Raw genomic sequence first — 20,885 nt, forward strand, 5'->3', positions numbered from 1 at the left:
GACGTCACCGCGGGGGTCGCCGGCGTGACGACGGGCGTGAATCGCGCCACCGGACACGCGGGCCGGCTCATGCCGCGTTCGTCGATATCGACGTTGCCCGGCCGCGCGCGGCGCACATGCGCTGCAACTCCGGCACGCACGAGCCGCATACGGTGCCGCAGCCGAGTGTCGCCTTGAGCTGCGCCACGTCCGCACCTGCGACGATCGCGGCGTCGATCCGCGACGCGCTCACCGCCTGACATTGGCACACGGTGCGATCCCTCGGTGCGGCCGGTCCGCTGTCCGCCACAAAAACGGCATGACGCGCCCGCGGCCACGGCTCGCTGTCGCCAACCCTTGCGAGCAACGACGTCGACGCCGTCACATCCGCTTCCGTGCCCGCGACCAGCACGCCATCGATCCACGTGTCGCGCCAGGCCACGCGCTTGGTCATCGCGCGACGCACGTCGCGGTATTCCAGCAACGACGCGTCGCGCGGCAACGCGAGCGCCGTGTGCAACTGTTCGAGCCAATCGGCGTCGGGCTGCTCGTCGGCGGCGACAACGACGATCCGGTCGTCGCCCTCAAGACGCACCGTAGCAAACCGTCGCGCGGCCAGCAACGGCTGCACCGCCGCGTGAAGTTGCAGCGCGTCGCCACGGCGCACCGCCGCCACGCGCCATGGCAGCGCGAGCGGATCGACGCTCACGGCGGCGTGCTTGAGTTCCGGCTGCTTCGAATAGTTGTCGACGCTGCCGAGCGTCGTGTCGTTCACGCCCCCGCCGCCGAGGAACTGGGCGCTCCAGTGCATCGGTACGAACACGGTACCCGAGCTCACGTCATCGCTCACGGCCAGTACCAGCACCCGCTCGCCGCGCCGACTCGCCAGCCGCACGTGATCGCCCGCGCGCAGGCCGCGACGCGACGCGTCGGCAGGATGCATCGTGAGCGTGGGCTCCGGCGCATGCTCGAACAGCGCACCGGCGCGCCCGGTCCGGCTCATGCCGTGCCACTGATCGCGCAGGCGCCCGGTGATGAGCCGCAGCGGGTAGCGGGCATTGATCGGCTCGGCCACCGGCCGATAGTCGAACGCGTGAAACCGCGCCCGCCCGTCGGCGGTGGCAAATACGCCGTCCTCATAGCGCCGCGCGGCGCCGCGCTCGGCGCCTGCCGGAAACGGCCACTGCTGCGGCCCCTGCCGTTCGAGCCGCGCGTAGTCCAGCCCCCCGATGTCGAGATCGCGCCCCACGGTGAGTGCGCGATGCTCGTCGAAGATTTCCTGCGTCGACGCGAACGTGAACGGTTCGGCACTCACGCCGAGTGCCGGCGCGAGGCGACGGGCGACTTCGCTGGCGATCCACCAGTCCGCCCGCGCCGAGCCGGGCGCCGGCACGGCGGCGCGAACGCGCGAGATGCGGCGCTCCGAATTCGTGACCGTGCCGGCCTTCTCGCCCCAGGTGCTGGCGGGTAACAGCACGTCGGCATAAGGCACGGTGTCGGTCTGATGAAAGGCTTCCTGCACCACGACGAACTCCGCCGCCGCGAGCGCCTCGCGCACGCGCGCGCTGTCGGGCATCGAATGCACTGGATTCGTACAGGCGATCCAGATTGCCTTGATGCGCCCGTCGCGTACCGCGTCGAACATCTCGACGGCCGGCAGCCCCGGTGTCTCCGACAACCCCTGTACGCCCCAAAGCCGTTCCAGTTCGGCACGATGCGCCGGATTGCCGATCTCGCGATGCGCGGCGAGCATCGTGGCCAGACCGCCGACCTCGCGCCCGCCCATGGCATTGGGCTGGCCGGTGAGCGAAAACGGCCCGGCGCCCGCGCGTCCGATCTGCCCCGTCGCCAGGTGCAGATGAATGAGCGCGAGGTTCTTCTCGGTGCCGTGACTCGACTGATTCAGCCCCATGCAATAAAGCGAGAGCGCCGCCGGGCTCTCGCCGAACCAGTCCGCCGCCTGCCGTAGCGTGGCTTCCTCGATGCCGCAGATGTCGGCCGCCAGTTGCGGCGGATAGGCGCGCAGCACCTGCTTGAGCGCCTCGAATCCCTCGGTATGCGCGTCGACGAACGCGCGATCCACCCGTCCCTCCCAGATGAGGTGATGCAGCATGCCGTGAAACAGCGCCACGTCGGTGCCCGGCACGATGGGCAGGTGCAGATCGGCCATCGACGCGGTGTCGGTGCGGCGCGGGTCCACCACGATCCAGCGAATCGACGGGTCGGCCGCCTTGGCCGCCTCCAGGCGGCGAAACAGCACCGGATGCGCATACGCCATGTTGCTGCCCGCGAAAAGCACGGTCCGCGCAGCTTCCAGATCGTCGTAGCACGTTGGCGGGCCGTCGGCGCCGAACGCCATCTTGTAGGCACTCACCGCGCTCGACATGCACAGGCGCGAGTTCGTATCGATGTTGTTGGTACGCACCAGCCCCTTGGCCAGTTTGTTGAAGACGTAGTAATCCTCGGTGAGCAACTGGCCCGAGACATAGAACGCCACGGCGTGCGGACCGTGACGACGAATGACGTCGGCGAAGCGCGACGCCACGGTCGCCAGCGCATCGTCCCACGAGGTGGGCGCGCGAGCGGCGTCGCGCGTCGCGCGCAACTCCGGTGTGAGCACGCGCCCGGCGAGCGAACTGGCGGTGAGCGGCAAGGTCATGCCCTTGCTGCACAGTCGTCCGTGATTGGCCGGATGCGAGGGGTCGCCCCGCACCCCGACGATGCGCTCACCATCGCTCTCGACGAGCATGCCGCAACCGACGCCGCAATAGCAGCAGGTGGTTTGCGTGAGGGTTGTCATGAGGACTCCGGAATTCGTGCGACGAGCGCGCGGGCAGCGCGAACAGGGACAGCGGCTTCAGACGACGGCGGCAAGCGCCGTCGCGTCGGCGGCCCCGCCGGCCTGCGCGTCGAGCGACACATACACTTCGCCCGCCTCGACGCGCACGGCAAAGCGCTGTGCGCAGCCCACGTCCGGGGCGCAGGCTTCTCCGGTGGCCAGATCGATGTTCCAGGCATGCAACGGGCACGTCACCTTCTCGCCGTGCACGATGCCCAGCGAGAGCGCCCCGCCCTTGTGCGGACAACGGTCGCGCAGCGCGAACACCTTGTCGCTCTCGGTGCGAAACAGGGCAATATCGCCGCTCTCGTGCGAGAGCACCCGCGTACCGAGGCGCGGAATCGCGCCCATGTCGCACACATGCAGCCAGATCGTTCGGGATTGCGTCATGGAAGTCTCCTCAGACCGTCGCCGGTTCGGTTTCCGATCGCGCGCCCTGCGCCGCGAGCGGTCGATATTCGTTGGCCTGCGCACCGTCGATGCGGGCCTTCCACGGATCGGGCAGACCGTCGAGCGCGAACAGCAAGCGCTCGTAGAGTGCACGACGGTTGGCCGCGTCGTTCACCACGCGTTGCTTCACGTAGTCGAGTCCCACGCGCGCGAGGTAGTGCACGGTGCGGTCAAGGTAATAGGCCTCCTCGCGGTAAAGCTGGAGGAACGCTCCGGTGTACTCCTTGACCTCCTCGGCCGTCTTCACCTTGACGAGGAATTGCGCGACTTCGGTCTTGATGCCGCCGTTGCCGCCCACGTAGAGTTCCCATCCCGAATCGACGGCAATCACGCCCACATCCTTGATGCCCGCCTCGGCGCAGTTGCGCGGACAGCCCGATACCGCCAGCTTGACCTTGTGGGGCGACCACATGTTCGCGAGCATCGTCTCCAGGTCGATCCCCATCTGCGTGCTGTTCTGCGTGCCGAAGCGGCAGAACTCGCTGCCCACGCAGGTCTTCACCGTGCGGATGGACTTGCCGTAGGCGTGCCCCGACGGCATGCCGAGATCGCGCCAGACATTGACGAGGTCTTCCTTCTTCACGCCGAGCAGATCGATGCGCTGGCCGCCGGTGACCTTGACCATCGGAATCCGGTACTTGTCCGCCACGTCGGCAATGCGACGCAGCTCGCCGGGGTTCGTCACGCCGCCCTTCATCTGCGGCACGACCGAGAACGTGTTGTCCTTCTGGATATTGGCGTGCACGCGCTCGTTCACGAAACGGCTTTGCGGATCGTCGACGGCTTCCTTCGGCCACGTGCTCAACATGTAATAGTTCAGTGCCGGGCGGCACGTGGCGCAGCCGTTCGGCGTGCGCCATTCGAGAAAGTCGAACGCGGCGCGGTGCGTGGTGAGCCGGTGCTCGCGCACGGCGCGGCGCACGTCGGCATGCGAGAGGTCCGTGCAGCCGCACACGGCCTTCTCCTTGGGCGCCGCGTCGTAGGTCGACCCCAGCGTGCTCATCAGGATCTGCTCGCACAGCCCGGCGCACGAACCGCACGAACTGGCCGCCTTGGTGTGCTTCTTCACTTCGTCGAGCGTGAAGAGCCCCTTCTCGGTGATGGCCTTCACGATGGTGCCCTTGCACACGCCATTGCAGCCGCAGACCTCGTCGGTGTCCGCCATGGCCGACGCGCGGTTCTGTCCCTGCGTACCGACGTCGCCCACGCTCGATTCGCCGAACATGATGCGCTCGCGCAACTCGCCCAGCGCGCGGCCCTCGCGCAGCAGCTTGAAGTACCAGGCGCCGTCGGCGGTGTCGCCATACAGGCACGCGCCCACCAGCTTGTCGTCGCGGATCACGAGTTTTTTGTACACGCCGCTCGCCGGGTCCGACAGCACGATCTCCTCCGTGCCTTCGCCGCCCAGGAAGTCGCCCGCCGAGAACAGATCGATGCCGGTGACCTTGAGCTTGGTCGACATCACCGAGCCGCGGTAGCTGCCGATGCCCATGAGCGCGAGGTGATTCGCGCACACCTTGGCCTGTTCGAACAACGGCGCGACGAGACCGTACGCCACGCCTCGGTGACTCACGCATTCGCCCACGGCGTAGATGCGCGGATCGTAGGTTTGCAGCGTGTCGGACACGACAATGCCCCGCGAGCAGTGCAGCCCGGCGGCTTCGGCCAGCGAGGTATTCGGTCGGATGCCGGCGGCCATCACCACGAGATCGGCCGGGATTTCGTCACCGCTCGCGAATTGCACGGCACGCACGTGGCCGTTGTCGTCGCCGAGAATGGCCGACGTCTGGTGCGAAAGCCGGAAAGCGAGGCCCCGGGCTTCGAGCGATTGCTGCAACAGTTTGCCCGCCGTGCTGTCGAGCTGGCGCTCAAGCAGTGTGTCGGCCAGATGCACGACCGTCACGTCCATGCCGCGCAGCTTCAGGCCGTTGGCCGCCTCGAGTCCGAGCAGGCCGCCGCCGATCACGACCGCATGGCGCTTCATGCGCGCCGTCTCGATCATGATCTCCGTGTCGCGGATATCGCGATAGCTGATCACGCCCGCCAGATCCTTGCCCGGCACCGGCAGGATGAACGGACTGGAGCCGGTCGCGATCAGCAGTCGGTCGTACGGGGCTTCGGTACCGTCCGCGCAGCGCACCACGCGCCGCGGGCGGTCGATCTGCGTGACCTCCTTGCCCAGATGCAGCGTAATGCCCTTTTGCGCATACCAGTCGAGCGGATTGAGCACGATGTCGGCAAACGACTGCTCGCCCGCAAGCACGGGCGAGAGCAGGATGCGGTTGTAGTTCGGATGTGGCTCGGCACCGAACACGGTGATGTCGTACTGGTTCGGCGCGATCTCGAGCAGCTCCTCGAGCGTGCGAATGCCGGCCATGCCGTTGCCGATGACGACCAGACGAGGCTTGCCCATGCTGTCTTCTCCTGTTGCTGCGCTTGCAGCGCCCGAAAAACAAAACGGCGTCCGACCGTGCCGCAGCACGGAGGGACGCCGTTGTCCTGTGGGTGCGTCGCAAGCTGACACGCCTGACGTCGCACCGGAATTCGTTGCCTGCGACGCCTTTGCCGCTGGCCTAGACGCTAACGCAACAAGCGTGCCAGGCGATGACCGATCCCGCGCGGCGCGTTGCAGGACAAGGCAGAACAGGAGAATTGTCTATGGGAAATACCCGAAAGGCGTGCGAAATCTGCTGCACCGCAGCAGTGCAACGCGCTACGGAGCCCGGCGTACGCGCACCACGATGAGGCAGGCGCGCGCCGCCGTTCGGCACAGAGGGGGGGCCGGTCAGTCGTCCTGCATCAGGGCGCGACCGATGATCAACTGCTGAATCTGCGTCGTGCCTTCGTAAAGACGCAGCAAACGCACGTCGCGATAGAAGCGCTCGACCTTGTACTCGTTGATGTAGCCCGCGCCGCCGTGGACCTGCACGCCCCGGTCGGCCACGCGCCCCACCATCTCCGTGCAGAAGAGCTTGGCGCACGACGCCCGCGTGCTGACGTCGGCGTCGCGCCTGCCTGCGGGTTTGGCGTCGTATCGCAGGGCACAGTCCTGCACCATCGACCAACCGGCATACAACTCGGCCTGGCTGTCGGCGAGCATTGCCTGCACCAGCTGGAAATCGCCGATGCGCTGGCCGAACTGCTTGCGCTCGCGCGCATACGCGACCGATTCGTCAAGAATGCGCTGCGCCATGCCGCAGGCCAGCGCCGCCACATGCAGACGGCCCCGGTCGAGCACCTTCATGGCCGTCTTGAAGCCCTTGCCCGCCTCGCCCCCGATGATGTTCGCGGCGGGTACGCGCGCGCCCTGCAGCACCACGTCGCAGGTCTTCGTGCCGCGCTGCCCCATCTTCTTGTCGGGCTTGCCCAGCGAGAGCCCTGGCGTGTCGGCGGGCACGATGAACGCCGAGATGCCCCCCGCGCCCTCGCCGCCGGTGCGGGCCATGAGCGTGAACGCCCCGGCGCGGGGCGCATTGGTGATATAGCGCTTCACACCGTCGATCACATAGGTGTCGCCATCGAGCACGGCGCGCGTCTTGAGCGCGGCCGGGTCGGAACCGGCATCCGGCTCGGTCAACGCGAAAGACATGATCAGCTCGCCGCTGGCCACGCGCGGCAGCAGCTCGCGCTTTTGCGCGTCGGTGCCGTCCATCAGAATGCCCTGCGAACCGATGCCCACGTTGGTGCCGAACACCGAGCGAAACGCCAGCGACGTCTGCCCGAACTCGTAGGCCACGCGCACCTCCTGCGCCATCGACAGGCCAATGCCACCGAATTCCTCCGGGATCGACAGGCCGAACAGACCCATCGCCTTCATCTCGTCGACGATCGCGGCGGGCACTTCGTCGTGCTCCTCCACGTCGTTCTCGGCCGGCACCAGCCGTTCCCGAATGAAACGCTGCACGGCGGCGAGCAGCAGCTCGAACGATTCGCTATCCAGTCCTTTCGATGTCATCGATCTTCGATCCTTGAAGAATGCAGCGCCTGCGCACGCGCGTCCTCACGCGCCCGTGTGCAGCATCTCGCGCAATTTGAATTTCTGTATCTTACCCGTGGGCGTCGTCGGCAGCGTGTCGCGCACTTCGATCCGTTCGGGCCAGTATTGTCGTGCGACCTTGTGCGACGCCAGGAAATCGGTGATCGCCGGCAAGTCGATCGACTGCCCCGGGCGCGGCACCACCACCGCGCACGCGCGCTCGCCGAGCCGCTCGTCCGGGTAGGCGACGATGGCCACCGTCGCCACCGCCGGGTGCCGGTAAAGCAGCGCCTCGATCTCGACGACCGGAATGTTCTCGCCGCCCCGGATGATCACGTCCTTGCTGCGCCCGGCGATGCGCACGTAGCCGCTGGGGTCGAGCCAGGCCATGTCGCCGGTGTCGAACCAGCCCTCGGCGTCGGTGCCGTTCCACTGCGGGCGTTTCAGGTACCCGCCGAAGTTCGAGCACGACCGCACCAGCAAACGTCCGGTCTCGCCCTGGGGCATCTCCCGCCCCTGCGCATCGACCACACGCAATTCCACGCCCGGCAGCGGGCAGCCGTCCGTGGTCGACGCCCGCGTGTCGTCATCCTCCAGGCGCGTGAGCGTGACCGCCCCGTTTTCCGTCATGCCCCATGCCGACACGATCTTCGCACCGAGCACCTTGCGCGCCTGCTCGACTACCGGGCCCGGAATCGGCGCGCCCGCGCAGAGAAACGCCCGCAGCGTCGGCACCGTGTCGCCACTGGCCGCGACCGCCTTGGTCAGGTCGGCAAGAAACGGCGTCGACGCCATCGTGAACGTCACGTCATACGTGCGGATCAGGCGGACCGCCGTGGCGGGGTCCCACACGTCGAGCATGACGGCGCTGGCCCCGAGCAGGATCGGCATCATCAGGCCGTACATGAAGCCGGTCTGGTGCGCGAGCGGCGAGCCCATCAGCACGACGTCGTCGCGACCGAGCCGCATGCGCTCCGCATAGGCCCCAATGTTCGAGAACGTGGTGTTCGCGCTGTGCATCACCCCCTTGGGCTCGCCCGTGGTTCCCGACGTGTACATCAGTTGCATCACGTCGTCGGGCCGCGCGCGCGAAGCTTGCATCCCGGCGCGCTCGTCGTCGGTGGCCGCGGGCTCGCCGGCCATGAGCACGGCATCGAAGCCATCGGGCGAGGCGGCGTCCCCGACCACGATCACGTGTTCCAGCGCCGGCAGGTCGGCCTGCAGCGCACGCGCCATGGCGGCGTGATCGAAGCCTCGGAACATATGCGGCACGATGAACACCTTCGCTTCGCCGTGACGCAGCATGAACGAGAGTTCGCGCTCGCGAAAGATATGCATGAGCGGGTTGAGCACGGCGCCGATGCGGGCGCAGGCGAGATAGCTCACCGCGAACGGCCAGCCGTTGGGCAACTGGCAGGCAACGACGTCGTCGCGCCGCACGCCGCGTCGCCACAGGCCGAGCGCCAGACGCTCGGCGGCGTCGGCAAGCGCGGCATAGGTCAGTTGCGTCGTCTCGCCGTTGGCCGTCGAGACGGCCGTGAGCGCCACTTTGTCCGGCGTGGCCGCAAGCGCGGCCTCGAGCGCATCGTTGATCGTCCGCTCGGGCCACCAGCCGCGCGCCACGCTCTGCTCTCGCCTCGGGGGAAGCAACACCGCATCGAATTCCATCGCATCGTCTCCTGTGCTGTCGCAACGCTCACGTTGTTATGGTCTTGCGCCTGCCTGTCCTGCACCTGCTGTCGTACCGCGCCGTCGCCGCAACGACTGGCGACGACTGGCAACGACTGGCGACGAGCAGCAATGGGCCGCTCGCGCCCTCAGACGGGCACCGCCTGCCGGCCCGCGCGGGTCCGGGCGATGATCGTCTTCATGATCTGCGCCGTACCGTCGCCGATCTGAAAGCCAAGCACGTCGCGCAACCGTTGCTCCATCAAGCCCCGGTCGTAGCCGCCGTGGCCAAACATGAGCAGGCACTGATGGATCGCATCGTAGGCGAGCTTCGGCCCCCACCACTTGCACATCGCGGCCTCGGCGCTGTGCGGCAGGCCACGATCCTTGAGCCACAATGTCTGCAGGCACAGCAGACGGGCCGCCTCGACCTGCGTGTCGAAGTCCGCCAGCGGATGCGACACCCCCTGGAAGGCCGAGAGCGGTTTGCCGAACGCTTCGCGCTGCGCGACGTATTCCCATGTCTCGTCAAGCGAGGCGCGCGCGACGGCCAGCACCTGCAGGCCAATGAGCGCGCGCGAGAAGTCGAAGCCCTGCATCACCTGCACGAAGCCCTCGCCGGGCGCGCCGAGCACGTGGTCGGCGGGCACTTTCACGTTCTCGAAGAACAGCGCGCCGCGCCCGATGGCGCGCTGTCCGTGGCAATCGAACCGCTGGCGCGTCACGCCCGGCAAATCGAGCGGCACGAGAAACGCGGAAATACCGCGAGCACCCGATGCCACATCGCCCGTGCGCGCGAAGACCACGGCGGCATCGGCCTGATCGGCCGCGGAGATGGATGTCTTCTCGCCGTTGACCACATAGTGGGTGCCGTCGAACTCGGCGCGCATGCGCAGGTTGGCGGCGTCCGAGCCGCCGCGCGGCTCCGTGAGGGCGATGGCAAGCAGCGTCTGTCCGCGGGTGAGCTTGTGAAGCCAGGGCGCCACGATCTCCGGCTGCCCGTGCTCGGCAAGAATCTGACCGTTGAGCGACGCCAGCAGATTGATATACGACAGACTCAGATCGGCACGGGCGACGGCTTCGTGAATCACCCCCGCGGCGAGCCGCCCCATGCCCTGCCCGCCGTACGCTTCTGGCAGTTCCGGTGCGATCAGGCCAAGCTCGCCCATCTCGCGCATGATGGCGCGGTCGAGCACCCGGGTGCGGTCGCGTTCGAGAAAGCCGGGCGCGATGCGCGCCTGCGCGAAGCGCTGCGTGTGCTCGGCCAGCGCGACGAGGTCGTCGTCGAGATACGGATTGTGCATCGCGTCTGCCTCGCTTACTTTGCGTATTTGCGGAAGTCGGGTTTGCGCTTTTCCTGGAACGCGCGCACGCCTTCGCGCGACTCTTCCGTCTCGTAGTAGAGCTTGAGGGCGTACATGCCCATGCCCGCAATGCCGGCCTGCTGCGCGGTGTCCATGTTGAACGAGCGCTTTGCGATCGCGATGGCCGTAGGGCTGCGCTCGAGAATCTCGTCGCACCACTTCTGCACCTCGGCGTCGAGCTGATCGTGGGGCACGACAGTGTTCACCAGGCCCATCGCCAGCGCCTCGCCGGCCGGATAGCGGCGGCACAGATACCAGATCTCGCGCGCCTTCTTCTCGCCGACCACACGGGCGAGAAATGCCGTGCCGAAACCGGGGTCGACCGACCCGACCTTGGGGCCGACCTGACCGAATACCGCCCGCTCCGACGCGATCGTGAAATCACACAGCGTGCAGATCACATTGCCGCCCCCGATGGCATAACCCTGCACGCGCGCGATGACCGGCTTCGGCACATCGCGAATCGCGTTATGCAACTCCTCCATCGGCAGGCCGATGGTGCCGCGTCCGTCGTACTGACCTTCATGCGCCGATTGATCGCCGCCGGTGCAAAACGCCTTGTCACCCGCCCCGGCCAGCACGATGCTCGCGATCTCGCGGTCGTAACCCGCCCGGTTGATCGCGTGAATCAGTTCGTCGCAGGTGCGCCCGCGAAAAGCGTTCATCTTCTCGGGACGGTTGATCGTGATCCAGGCCGCGCCGTTGCGCACTTCATACAGAATGTCTTCGTACTGCATCGTCTCGCTCCTTGCCGCCATGCGCGAGAGCGCATGGCGATCGTGATGTCGATGGCATGTCGCCGGGCGATCGTCGTGTCATCGTCCAGCGATCGCCGGTAAGTCGTTCGAATGTCGGTCGGGCGTCGGTCCAATACCCCGGGCAGGAGCGCGTCAGCCGCTCATCGTCAGGCCGCCGGACACACTGAGCACCTGGCCCGTGACGAACGCGGCGTCGTCGCTCGCGAAGAACGCGATCGCCCCCGGCAGATCCTCGGGCTGGCCGATGCGTCCGAGCGGAATCGCCCGCGTGAACGCTTCGACCAACTTCTCCGGATTGCCCGCGCCTTCCTTGTAGTCGGCGAAGAGGGCCGTATCGGTCGGCCCCGGACAGACGACGTTGACGGTGATGCCGTGACGGGCATGCTCGCGGGCGAGCGTCTTCGAGAACGCCACCAGCCCCCCCTTGCATGCCGCATACACGGCTTCGCCCGACGATCCGGCGCGCGCGGCGTCAGAGGCGATGTTCACGATCCGGCCACCGCGGCGCTCCACCATCTGCGGCAGCACCGCATGGTGCATGTGCAGGGCGCCCACGAGATTGATGGCGATCAGGCGCTCCCACTCCGGCGGCGTCGTCTTGATGAACGGCTTGAAGATGTCCCACCCGGCGTTGTTGACGAGCACGTCGACCGGACCCAATGCCGACGACGCGGCGGCGACGGCCGCATCCACCTGTTCGCGCAACGTGATGTCGCAGGCAAATGCCTGCGCGCGGCCGCCGGCCGCCACGATGTCGCCCGCGACCCGTTCGGCGGCGGCGCGATCGCGGTCGAACACCGCCACGGCCGCCCCCTCGCACCCGAGTCGCCGGCACGTTGCCCCGCCGATCCCGCCCCCGCCGCCCGTCACGATGACGGTCTTGCCTTCGAACCGCTGCATGTCTCGCCTCCAGAGTGCTGGCGGGGCGCGGTATCCTTGGTCATCTCGCAGATCCCGGCCCGCCGATCAAATTACGTCAACATATTGACGCATACTAGTCACGGCGTCGGTGATGCGCAAGCGTGAGAAAGCGGAGACAACGATATGGAATACCCTAATAAAAATCTGGAAATTACGCGAATGGAGTTGGCTAACCGGTTGTTCTTCCGGTTATATCAATGCGCCAACATGTTGCATAAAACCGGTACCCGTGCCGTGGAAAGCCTGGGCCTGACGACACAGCAATGGGCGGTGCTCGGCGCACTGTCGCGCCCAGAGGTGCCCGATGGCATGAGCGTGGGGGAGCTTGCGCGGTACCTGATGGTGAGCCGTCAGAATCTGTCGGGCCTGATCAGCCGCATGGAGCGCGACGGACATGTCGTGAGCACCCCGGACGGACGAGACCGCCGCTCGCGGCGCGTGACCATGACCGAGCGAGGGCACAAGGTATGGCACCGCGAAGCCGTGCCGCGCATTCACGGCTACTACGGCCAGGCGCTCGACGAGTTCTCGACCGGCGACATGACGCACACACTTCACTACCTTCTCAAACTGCTCGAGAACATGAAGCGCATCGACGAGGCGGCGGGCCCCACGGGCTCGGCGGATGCCTCGGCGACGCCCGACGAAGCAGACGAAGACGCGGATGAACGCTAGCGAGGCAGCGTCCGATTTCGGGACGTGACGCGCCGACCCTCGAAAATAAAACCGGCGCGCACGGGCCGAAATCACGCCTCGCCCCCACGCACACGCGGTTTCTCAATTCCCGCAAACCCCCGCCCCGCCTCGCTTTCCAACGACTCCGCCGTCTGGCGCAATGCGCCATTAACTAGCATCCTAATTATTAGTTAACATATAATCTTTCGCCATGACCTCCCTAGAATCGCTCCGTTTTGTCTTCACCAGCCATCTGCTGCTGGCAGGCAAACAGTGGCGCCAGTTGTCGCAGGGCGCGATCGTCGAATACGGGATTTCCGCGGCGAGCGCGGGCCCGTTGCTGTTCATCCGCCGGCTCGGCCAGGGGGTGCGTCAGGTCGAGCTCGCCGAGTACGTCGGGCTCGAGGGTGCATCGCTGGTGCGGCTGCTCGACCAGTTGTGCGCGGCCGGGCTGGTGCTGCGCGAAGTCGACATCAGCGACCGCCGCGCCAATGCGCTGCGACTGACGCAGGCCGGCGAGGCGCTCGCCGAAAAGCTCGAAATCGAACTCAGCCAATTGCGCGCGAAGGTGTTCGCGAGCATCCCGCGCGAGGATTTCGAGGCGGTGTTACGCGTGTTCGAAGCCCTCTCCAGCGCGGCGGGACCCGACGGGTCGATCCTCGCCATGGCGCCTCCCAAGAAGTAAACCGTGCTCAATTGGCCCTCTTCACGCGACTGGATTTTCTCCATCAAGGCGTTCAGCGCCTCGATGCTGGCGCTGTACATCGCGCTCGCGCTGGGACTACCGCGCCCCTATTGGGCGATGGCCACCGTCTACATCGTGTCGCACCCGCTCACGGGGGCCACGCGCTCCAAGGCGCTGTACCGCGTGCTCGGCACGCTGCTCGGCGCGGCCGCCGCCATTGTTTTCGTTCCCGCGCTCGTCAACACGCCTGAGCTGTTGATGGCGGCCGTCGGCCTGTGGACCGGCACGCTGCTTTACATTTCGCTGCTCCACCGCTCGCCGCGCAGCTACGTTTTCCTGCTCGCGTCGTACACACTCCCACTGATCGCCCTGCCCGCCGTGAGCACCCCGAGCGGCATCTTCGACATCGCCGTGGCGCGCGCCGAAGAGATCATTCTCGGCATCGTCTGCGCGAGCGTGGTCGGCGCGATCGTGCTGCCCACCAGCGTGGCCAGGGTATTGCACGACCGCTCCGCGCGCTGGCTGACCGACGCCGCGCGCTGGACCACGGACATGCTCTCGGCCGATCCCGACGGCAAAGCCGCGCGTCACATGAGCCGCCACCGCATGGCGGCGGACATTCTCGCGCTCGACCAGTTGATCAGCCAGCTCTCGTACGACGCCGACACTTCCGAGCGCGTGCGCGACGCGCAGGAATTGCGCGGGCGCATGACGATGATGATGCCGGTGCTCTCGACCGTGGCGTCGCTCGTGCATGCGCTGCGGCAGCATCCGCAAGGCGCGCCGCAAGCGCTCGAAGCCAAGATGGCCGACGTCGTGGCGTGGTTGCGCCTGGGCGCGCCGTCGCCTGCTCCGGCCCACCTGCTCAGCCCGGCAAGGTCCGCGGGCGAGGCGTCGGACTGGTACGGCGCGCTGGTCTCGGCCACCGAAGACCGTCTGCGCTCGCTCGTTCAGCTCTGGCAGGACTGCGCCACGCTGCAACGCCGCTTCGGCCAACACGATACCCCCGGCGCCGAGGGTGCCACCGCCCCGTGGTCGCCCGCCTTCCAACACTGGGAACTCGGCGGCGCGCGGCATTACGACCACGGGCTGTTGCTCTTCTCGACGATTTCCGCCGCGCTGTGCACGTTTCTCATGGGCATGGCCTGGATCTACACGGGCTGGAACGACGGCGCCGCCGCCGTTTCGCTTGGCGCCGTCGCCTGCTGCTTCTTCGCCGCGCTGGACGAGCCGGCACCGTTCATCCGCTCATTCTTCTGGGCGACGGCCGTGTGCGTGGTGTTCGCCGCCGTGTACGTGTTCTTCATCCTGACGAACGCCCACGACTTCGGCCTGCTCGTGGCGCTGTTCGCGCCGCCATTCCTGTTGCTGGGAACGTTGATTCCGCAGCCGCGCTTCACCATGGTGGCCATGCTCGTGGCGGTGAACACGGCGACCTTCGTGGGCATCCAGGGCGGATACAGCGCGGACTTCCAGGGATTCCTCAACGGCAACGTCGCCGGTCTGGCAGGCGTGCTGTTCGCGTTGCTCTGGACGTTGCAGACGCGCCCGTTTGGCACGCGCGTGGCCATGCGACGGCTGATCCACTCGAGCTGGCGCGACATCGCGAAGAACGCGGTGGGTCGCTCCGTCGCCGAGCACGGCCGCCTGCGCGCCCGCCTGCTCGATCGTCTCGGGCAACTCGTGCCGCGCCTGGCCGCGAGCGAGAGCGAAACGTCGAGCGACGGCTTTACCGAAGTGCGCGTCGAACTCTCCGCACTGGCGCTGCAGCGCGAGCTGCCGCACCTCAATCCATCGCAGCGCGACGCCGTGCAGGCCGTGCTCACCGACGTGGCGCGCTTCTATCAGGCGCGGCTCGACGACAACGTGAGCGAGCCCGACACGACGCTGCGCGACAAACTGCTGGGCGCGGTGCGCTCGTTGGTGGCCCACAGCGACCAGGCCTCGCGCAGCGCGCGCGCCTCGCTCATGGACATCCACGTCGCGTTGTTCCCGGCGCCGCGCCCGGGGAGTGCTCAATGAGCGGAGAGATCGATATCTATGGCGTTTTCGTGCCGACGCTGCTGGCCCTGATGGTCGTGGCGTTCGTGCTGACCGGCGCGCTTCGTTTCGTACTGGCGCGCATCGGCTTCTACAAGCTGGTCTGGCACCGTTCGTTATTCAACCTTGCTGTGTACATCATCGCGCTGGGCGGCATTGTGGCCATCGCGCGCGCCTTCCATCCATGAAACTGAAACTTCGCTCTCTCGGCCCCGTCGTTCTGACGCTCGCAGTTTCCTGCGTCGCGATCTTCGTGCTGCTGCACCTGTGGGACTACTACACGGTCGCCCCCTGGACTCGCGACGGTCGCATCCGCGCCGACATCGTGCAGGTGGCGCCCGACGTCTCCGGCCTCATCACGGATGTCGAAGTCAAGGACAACCAGTCTGTGCGCCGCGGCGACCTGCTGTTCGTGATCGACCGTGACCGCTATACGCTTGCCTTGCAACAGGCCGAAGCGAATGTGGCCGCCAAACGTGCCACGCTCGCCCAGGCCCGCCGCGAAAACGCACGCAACCATCAGTTGGCGGAAGTCGTGGCCAAGGAGGTCGTGGAGGCCGGCCAGGCCAAGGTCGAATCGGGCGAAGCCGCCGTGGCACAGGCCGAAGCGGCGGTACGGCTCGCGAAGCTCAATCTCGAGCGCACGCGCGTGGTCGCGCCGGCCGATGGCTATCTGAACGACCGGCTGCCGCGCGTGGGCGATTACGTCACGACCGGCCGCCCCGTGCTGTCGATGGTCGACGCCAACTCGCTGCACGTCGAAGGCTATTTCGAAGAAACCAAGATGCGCGGCATTCACATCGGCGACCGCGTGGAAATTCGCCTCATGGGCGAGCACAAGGTGTTGCACGGTCACGTGCAGAGTATCGTCGCCGGCATCGAAGACCGCGACCGCACGAGCGGCGCGTCGATGCTGCCCAACATCAACCCGACCTTCAACTGGGTACGCCTCGCGCAGCGCATTCCGGTGCGCATTGCCCTCGACGACGTACCGGCCGACATGCGCCTCGTGGCCGGGCGCACGGCGACCGTGACTATCGTGGAAGGGGGCACCGGCACCGCGAAGACCGGGGGCAAGGCGGCGCGGAACGACGGCACTGCCACCACGCTGGCGGGCACCCGCACCGGGGCCGGTCAATGAGTCCGCGGATATTGCTGACGAGCGCGGTGACCGCGGCGCTCGTGGCCGGCTGCACAACCGTCGGCCCCGACTACCACCTGCCGCAGACGTCGGTGATGCGCGCGCCTGAAGCGAACGGCCCGCTCGTCGGTGGCACGCAACGCGGCGTCTCGATCGGCGCCGTGCCCGACGACTGGTGGCAACTCTACGACGACGCGCGACTCGATGCGCTCGTCAAGGAAGCGCTCGCGGCAAACACGCAGGTGCGGGTCGCCGTCGCCAACGTGCGGCGCGCCGTGGCGATGTATCACGAAGTGGCGTCGGAGAATCTGCCGCAGGGCGGCGTGGAAGCCAACGCCGCCCGCGCGCAGCTCTCGGGGGAGAGCTTCCTGCAGGAAGAGAAGTTGCCGGTCATCAATCTGGCGTCGGCGGCCTTGTCCGTCTCGTATCAGATCGACTTTTTCGGCAAGCTCGCGCGCGCCGATGAGGCCGCCCTCGCGGCGGCCGAAGCTAGTCAGGCGGCATTGGACGTCGCCCGCGTGAGCGTGGCGGCGGAGACCGTGCGCGCTTACGTGCAGGGGTGCGCCGCCAATCACGAATACGACATCGCCCGCGAACAGCTGGCGCTGCAGGAAAAAAGCGTGGAAATCACGCGCAAGCTCGTCGACGCCGGTCGGGAACAGCCGACGGATCTGTTGCGCGCCCAGGCGCAGGCCGACATGCTGCGCGCCACGCTGCCGCGCTTTCAGGCGCAGCACGATGCGGCGACCTATCGCCTCGCGGTGATGCTCGGCAAAGTGCCCGGCACGATCGACACCAGCGCCACGCAATGTCGACACATCCCGAAATTGCGCCAACCGCTGCCGGTCGGCGACGGCACCGCACTGCTCAAGCGCCGCCCCGATGTGCGCCAGGCCGAGCGGGAACTGGCGTCGGCCACGGCCAGGATCGGCGTGGCGACCGCGGATCTCTATCCGTCGATCCGGATCGGCGCCTCGGTCGGCGCCAGCGGCATGCTGGAGCACTTCGGTCAGGCGCGCACGGAACAATGGTCCGTCGGACCGTTGATCACATGGTCGTTGCCGACCAACGGCGTGCGATCGCACATCAAGGGCATGGAAGCCGGCGCGAACGCCGCGCTCGCCCACTTCGACGGTGTGGTCCTCAAGGCATTGCAGGAAACGCAAACGTCGCTCTCGGCCTACAGCCGGGAACTGCAACGCGACGACGCGTTGCGCGACGCCCGCGACAAGTCGCGCGCCGCGGCCGATCAGAATCGCAGGCTCTATCGGGCCGGCCGCGCGCCATACCTGACCAGTCTCGACGCCGAGCGCACGTACGCCGGCGCGCAAGCGGCCCTGGCGGCATCGGAAACCCAGTTGGCAATGGATCAGGTCAACCTGTTCCTCGCGCTCGGCGGCGGATGGCAGTCGAGCGCCAATACCGGCGCGCACACCACGAAGACCGCGGCGAAGGAGTAGTCCGGAAATGCACAAGCCCCGTCGGGAACGAATTCTCGGGCGGGGCTGTGGACAGTGACGCGGTACGGCGTCGAAGGCTGGAATCGCGCGGCTCGGGCGGGATTCGATGGTGAATCGGGCGGGCCGGCGCCGAATCCAGGAACTGCGGAAACGGCGAAAACAACAGGGACTGCGGGAACGACAAGCAACTTCACGAACATTCGGGACTGGCCCGATAGCCGCAATAGTAATTCCGTGCGCCGCTCAGTCGGCGACGGGTGCCTTCGGTGCGCCCTGATTCTGCGCTTCGATCTTCGCCGTCAGTTTTTGCAGCTGCAGGGATTGTTCGTAGGTGTACGGGAAATTGAATTCCGTGACCGGCGAGAGGCCCAGCTCACGTGCGGCTTGCAGTTCGGCGCGTACATGTTCGCGCGTCACGCCGCCCGTCTGCATCTGCTCGGCGGCAAAGGTCGAGCCGGCAGCCATCGTCAGGCCAACCAGCGCGACGGCAGTCAACAGGTTCTTTTTCATGGAAAACTCCTTTTATCGTTAGTACGTCGCTCATGGACACGAAAACCACCAACCAATCAGTTTTCGCCATGAGTAAATTATAGTTTTCCCTAGGTAATGAACCAGCCCTAAAGCGGCAACACACTGTTTCGGAAACGCCGGGAAATCGACAGGATCGGGATGCGGAATGTCCCGAAAAAGACGCATCGCCGACGGGACGTCGGTCTTCCGGACCACGCGAAAGCACAGCGATCCCTCGACGATCGAGCGAATCGTCCGCCTGAAAAGCGACGGAATGTTTTGCGCTGTTACCGGAAATCGTCGAACGACGCGCGCGCGCAATTACCAGCGAATCCAAGCGAACCGCCCCCGTGAGCCAGCGTTAAAAAACACTCACGGGAATAAGGCAATCGCGAAGAAATCGGGGAAAAGCCCGCGGCAAATCGGGAACGAATCGAGAACGAATCAGGAACAAAGCCGGATCAAAACAGGCTCGAATCGGGATCAGCTCAGGGAGAAATCAAACCGCTGCTGATCGCCGCGGCAATGGCCTGATGCCGATTCACGGCCCCGAGTTTGCGCTTGGCGTTATTGATATGAAACGTGACGGTATGCTCCGAGATCTTGAGGATAAGACCGATCTCCCATGCCGTCTTGCCGCGCGCAGCCCACAACAGGCTTTCGATCTCGCGCGGACTGAGCTTGCCGGTGCTACGGCTTGCCACCCACTGCATGTCGAGCTGCTGGATCGCCTGATGGAAGTACACCGCGCTCAGATAGATCTCGCCGACCATGCGCGCTTCGTGCTCCGCCGACTCCTCGGGCGACCGGGCCGTCGCCGCGCTGAAAATCGCGCGCTCGCCGGCGGCCCCGTAGATCGGGATCGACACGCCGCAGCTCAGGCCATGCGCACGCGCGTCCGCGAAAATGGGATGCGGCCGTTTCTGCTGTAAAAACGTGCGCCAGAGAATCGGCAGCGGCGACAGGTTCGCCGCGACGAGAATGGGATCGACCTCCGCATATCCCGCGCTTTGATAGCGCTCGATCCAAGAAGCGGGAAACGTCGTGAAGATATGGCGACTCGGCATTCCCTGCGCGCTAATACGTTGGTCTTCGATCTGAAAGGCCGCCGCCTCCCTTTCGCGCCTCGGTAATAAAGGCGCATAGAACAACGCGTCATAACCCAGCGCATGCGTCAGCTTCTGGAACTCGGCGTCCAGCGCCTCCACCGAGCGTGCTCCGAGCAGCCCCTCATATCGATGAATATTGTGATGCATTGCGAATTGCACGTTCTCTATAATTGCCGGCGAATTGCCAATATCCGCGCATTGTAGTCCCAGCTTTGGTTTTTGCGGGCAGTAATTTTGCCCAATAAAACAACAATCGCTTTTCTCGTGGACTGCGAATCAATTGCGCATTGTGTATCATGCCGGGCCGCCCAATCCCTCCAGCGCCGACAGGACTTTTCGTAATCCCGGCGTGAGCGGCTTGTCCTGCCGCACGACAATCGCCAACGTTCGCGAAAGGCCCGGGGCCAGCGTCGATATACGCAATCCACGTCGGTAATGGGCGGAACTCACCGACATGCGGGGAACAATGCTGTATCCCAGGCCCGCCGCCACCATTTCCTTGATCGCCTCGATGCTGCCGAGCGCCATCACCGGCCGCACGCGCAGCCCCTGGCGCAGAAACCATTCATCGATCAGCAGGCGCGTGCTACTGCCCGCCTCGAACGCCACCATCGGCCTGTCGGCCAGTGTGTGGGGCGAGGCCTCGTCGACCCAGTCAGCGTCGCCGGCCGGGGCGATTGCCACGAACGCGTCGTCGAGCACCGGGGTAATGTGCAGGCTGCGCCCGGCGGCGGGCAACGTGACCAGCCCGATATCGAGCCGGTTCTCGGTCACGGCGCTCACCACGCCATCGGTGTTGCCGGTGCTCACACGAATGTCGAGTTTCGGGTGACGCTTGCGCATGGCCCGCAGCATGGGCGGCAGCAGGTGAATGCACGCCGTCGCGCCAGTGCCGATCGCCACCTCGCCCGCCACGCCGCGCGCGTGGCTCGATACGGCCTGCATGGCGTCGTCGACCGCCGCGTCGATGCGCCGGGCATGTTCGAGCAGCGCCATCCCCGCCGACGTCGGCTTGAGCCGTTTGCCGACACGCTCGATGAGCCGCACGCCAAGACGCTGCTCCAACTGCCGGACTTGCAGGCTCACGGCCGGCTGCGACAAGTCCAGGCGGGCGGCGGCGGCGGAGAAGCTCCCCGCGTCGACCACCTCGGCAAACGTGTGAAGCTGGTCCAGGTTCAGGCGTCGCATCTCAAAGTTTTCCTTATGGCGCGAATAAGATGCCAAGACTTTACCAAGGGATGGCGGAGGCGCACCATGCAGAATGTGTCCTCGCCCCTGGGCCGCGCGCCCGCCTCCCCCTCTCCCTCCCC

At 66.4% G+C, this 20,885-nt stretch carries 17 protein-coding genes; 6 read left to right on the forward strand and 11 right to left on the reverse strand.

The annotated features are described in order from the left end of the window. Positions 1-67: 67 nt before the first annotated feature. The 8 genes from W930_RS25830 to badH all read right to left on the reverse strand — a co-directional run bounded on the left by W930_RS25830 (position 68) and on the right by badH (position 11,934). The gene (locus tag W930_RS25830; protein WP_023872017.1) at positions 68-2,779 is read right to left on the reverse strand and encodes a nitrate reductase; all 2,712 of its coding nucleotides are present in this window, start codon (positions 2,777-2,779) and stop codon (positions 68-70) included. Between the two features lie 57 nt (positions 2,780-2,836). Continuing rightward, positions 2,837-3,208, reverse strand: a complete 372-nt coding sequence (gene nirD, locus W930_RS0102820) for a nitrite reductase small subunit NirD (protein ID WP_023872018.1) — start codon at positions 3,206-3,208, stop codon at positions 2,837-2,839. 10 nt (positions 3,209-3,218) lie between these two features. After that, positions 3,219-5,681, reverse strand: a complete 2,463-nt coding sequence (gene nirB / locus W930_RS0102825; RefSeq protein ID WP_023594806.1) for a nitrite reductase large subunit NirB — start codon at positions 5,679-5,681, stop codon at positions 3,219-3,221. A gap of 372 nt (positions 5,682-6,053) precedes the next feature. Then, positions 6,054-7,223, reverse strand: coding sequence for an acyl-CoA dehydrogenase family protein (locus W930_RS0102830; RefSeq protein ID WP_023594805.1), 1,170 nt, complete (start codon positions 7,221-7,223; stop codon positions 6,054-6,056). A 45-nt stretch (positions 7,224-7,268) separates the two neighbouring features. Next, positions 7,269-8,912: a cyclohexanecarboxylate-CoA ligase gene (gene aliA / locus W930_RS0102835; protein ID WP_023872020.1), complete on the reverse strand. Its 1,644-nt coding sequence runs from the start codon at positions 8,910-8,912 to the stop codon at positions 7,269-7,271. Positions 8,913-9,061: 149 nt separating this feature from the next. Next, positions 9,062-10,216 (reverse strand): cyclohexanecarboxyl-CoA dehydrogenase, encoded by a 1,155-nt coding sequence (gene aliB, locus W930_RS0102840; RefSeq protein ID WP_023872021.1) that lies wholly within the window; start codon positions 10,214-10,216, stop codon positions 9,062-9,064. A gap of 14 nt (positions 10,217-10,230) precedes the next feature. Beyond that, complete coding sequence (gene badI, locus W930_RS0102845) at positions 10,231-11,013, reverse strand: 2-ketocyclohexanecarboxyl-CoA hydrolase (protein ID WP_023594802.1); 783 nt, start codon at positions 11,011-11,013, stop codon at positions 10,231-10,233. A gap of 153 nt (positions 11,014-11,166) precedes the next feature. Then, positions 11,167-11,934, reverse strand: coding sequence for a 2-hydroxycyclohexanecarboxyl-CoA dehydrogenase (gene badH, locus W930_RS0102850; RefSeq protein ID WP_023872022.1), 768 nt, complete (start codon positions 11,932-11,934; stop codon positions 11,167-11,169). Positions 11,935-12,114: 180 nt separating this feature from the next. Here badH and W930_RS25835 point away from each other — a divergent pair, with 180 nt between their 5' ends. From W930_RS25835 to W930_RS25840, 6 genes are all read left to right on the forward strand, one after another. Then, on the forward strand, positions 12,115-12,630 hold the full coding sequence (locus W930_RS25835; RefSeq protein WP_023594800.1) for a MarR family winged helix-turn-helix transcriptional regulator: 516 nt from the start codon (positions 12,115-12,117) through the stop codon (positions 12,628-12,630). Positions 12,631-12,841: 211 nt separating this feature from the next. Further along, positions 12,842-13,315: a MarR family winged helix-turn-helix transcriptional regulator gene (locus W930_RS0102860; protein WP_023594799.1), complete on the forward strand. Its 474-nt coding sequence runs from the start codon at positions 12,842-12,844 to the stop codon at positions 13,313-13,315. 3 nt (positions 13,316-13,318) lie between these two features. After that, positions 13,319-15,337, forward strand: a complete 2,019-nt coding sequence (locus tag W930_RS0102865; protein WP_023594798.1) for an FUSC family protein — start codon at positions 13,319-13,321, stop codon at positions 15,335-15,337. Next, entirely contained in the window at positions 15,334-15,543 is a 210-nt protein-coding gene (locus W930_RS0102870; protein WP_023594797.1) for a DUF1656 domain-containing protein, read from the forward strand. The genes W930_RS0102865 and W930_RS0102870 overlap by 4 nt, the downstream gene beginning before the upstream one ends. Then, the gene (locus tag W930_RS0102875; RefSeq protein WP_023594796.1) at positions 15,540-16,496 is read left to right on the forward strand and encodes an efflux RND transporter periplasmic adaptor subunit; all 957 of its coding nucleotides are present in this window, start codon (positions 15,540-15,542) and stop codon (positions 16,494-16,496) included. Before W930_RS0102870 ends, W930_RS0102875 begins: the two co-directional genes overlap by 4 nt. Next, positions 16,493-17,956, forward strand: a complete 1,464-nt coding sequence (locus tag W930_RS25840; protein ID WP_023872024.1) for an efflux transporter outer membrane subunit — start codon at positions 16,493-16,495, stop codon at positions 17,954-17,956. The genes W930_RS0102875 and W930_RS25840 overlap by 4 nt, the downstream gene beginning before the upstream one ends. 243 nt (positions 17,957-18,199) lie before the next feature. Here W930_RS25840 and W930_RS0102885 read toward each other — a convergent pair whose 3' ends face one another. From W930_RS0102885 to W930_RS0102895, 3 genes are all read right to left on the reverse strand, one after another. Further along, positions 18,200-18,466, reverse strand: a complete 267-nt coding sequence (locus W930_RS0102885) for a DUF4148 domain-containing protein (protein WP_023594794.1) — start codon at positions 18,464-18,466, stop codon at positions 18,200-18,202. A gap of 488 nt (positions 18,467-18,954) precedes the next feature. Then, a complete protein-coding gene (locus W930_RS0102890) occupies positions 18,955-19,722 on the reverse strand; it encodes a LuxR family transcriptional regulator (RefSeq protein WP_023594793.1) in 768 nt (255 codons plus the stop codon). A gap of 147 nt (positions 19,723-19,869) precedes the next feature. After that, positions 19,870-20,763 (reverse strand): LysR family transcriptional regulator, encoded by an 894-nt coding sequence (locus W930_RS0102895; RefSeq protein ID WP_023594792.1) that lies wholly within the window; start codon positions 20,761-20,763, stop codon positions 19,870-19,872. Positions 20,764-20,885: the final 122 nt, after the last annotated feature.

Source organism: Pandoraea sp. E26, assembly GCF_000681415.1.
GTDB lineage: Bacteria > Pseudomonadota > Gammaproteobacteria > Burkholderiales > Burkholderiaceae > Pandoraea > Pandoraea pnomenusa.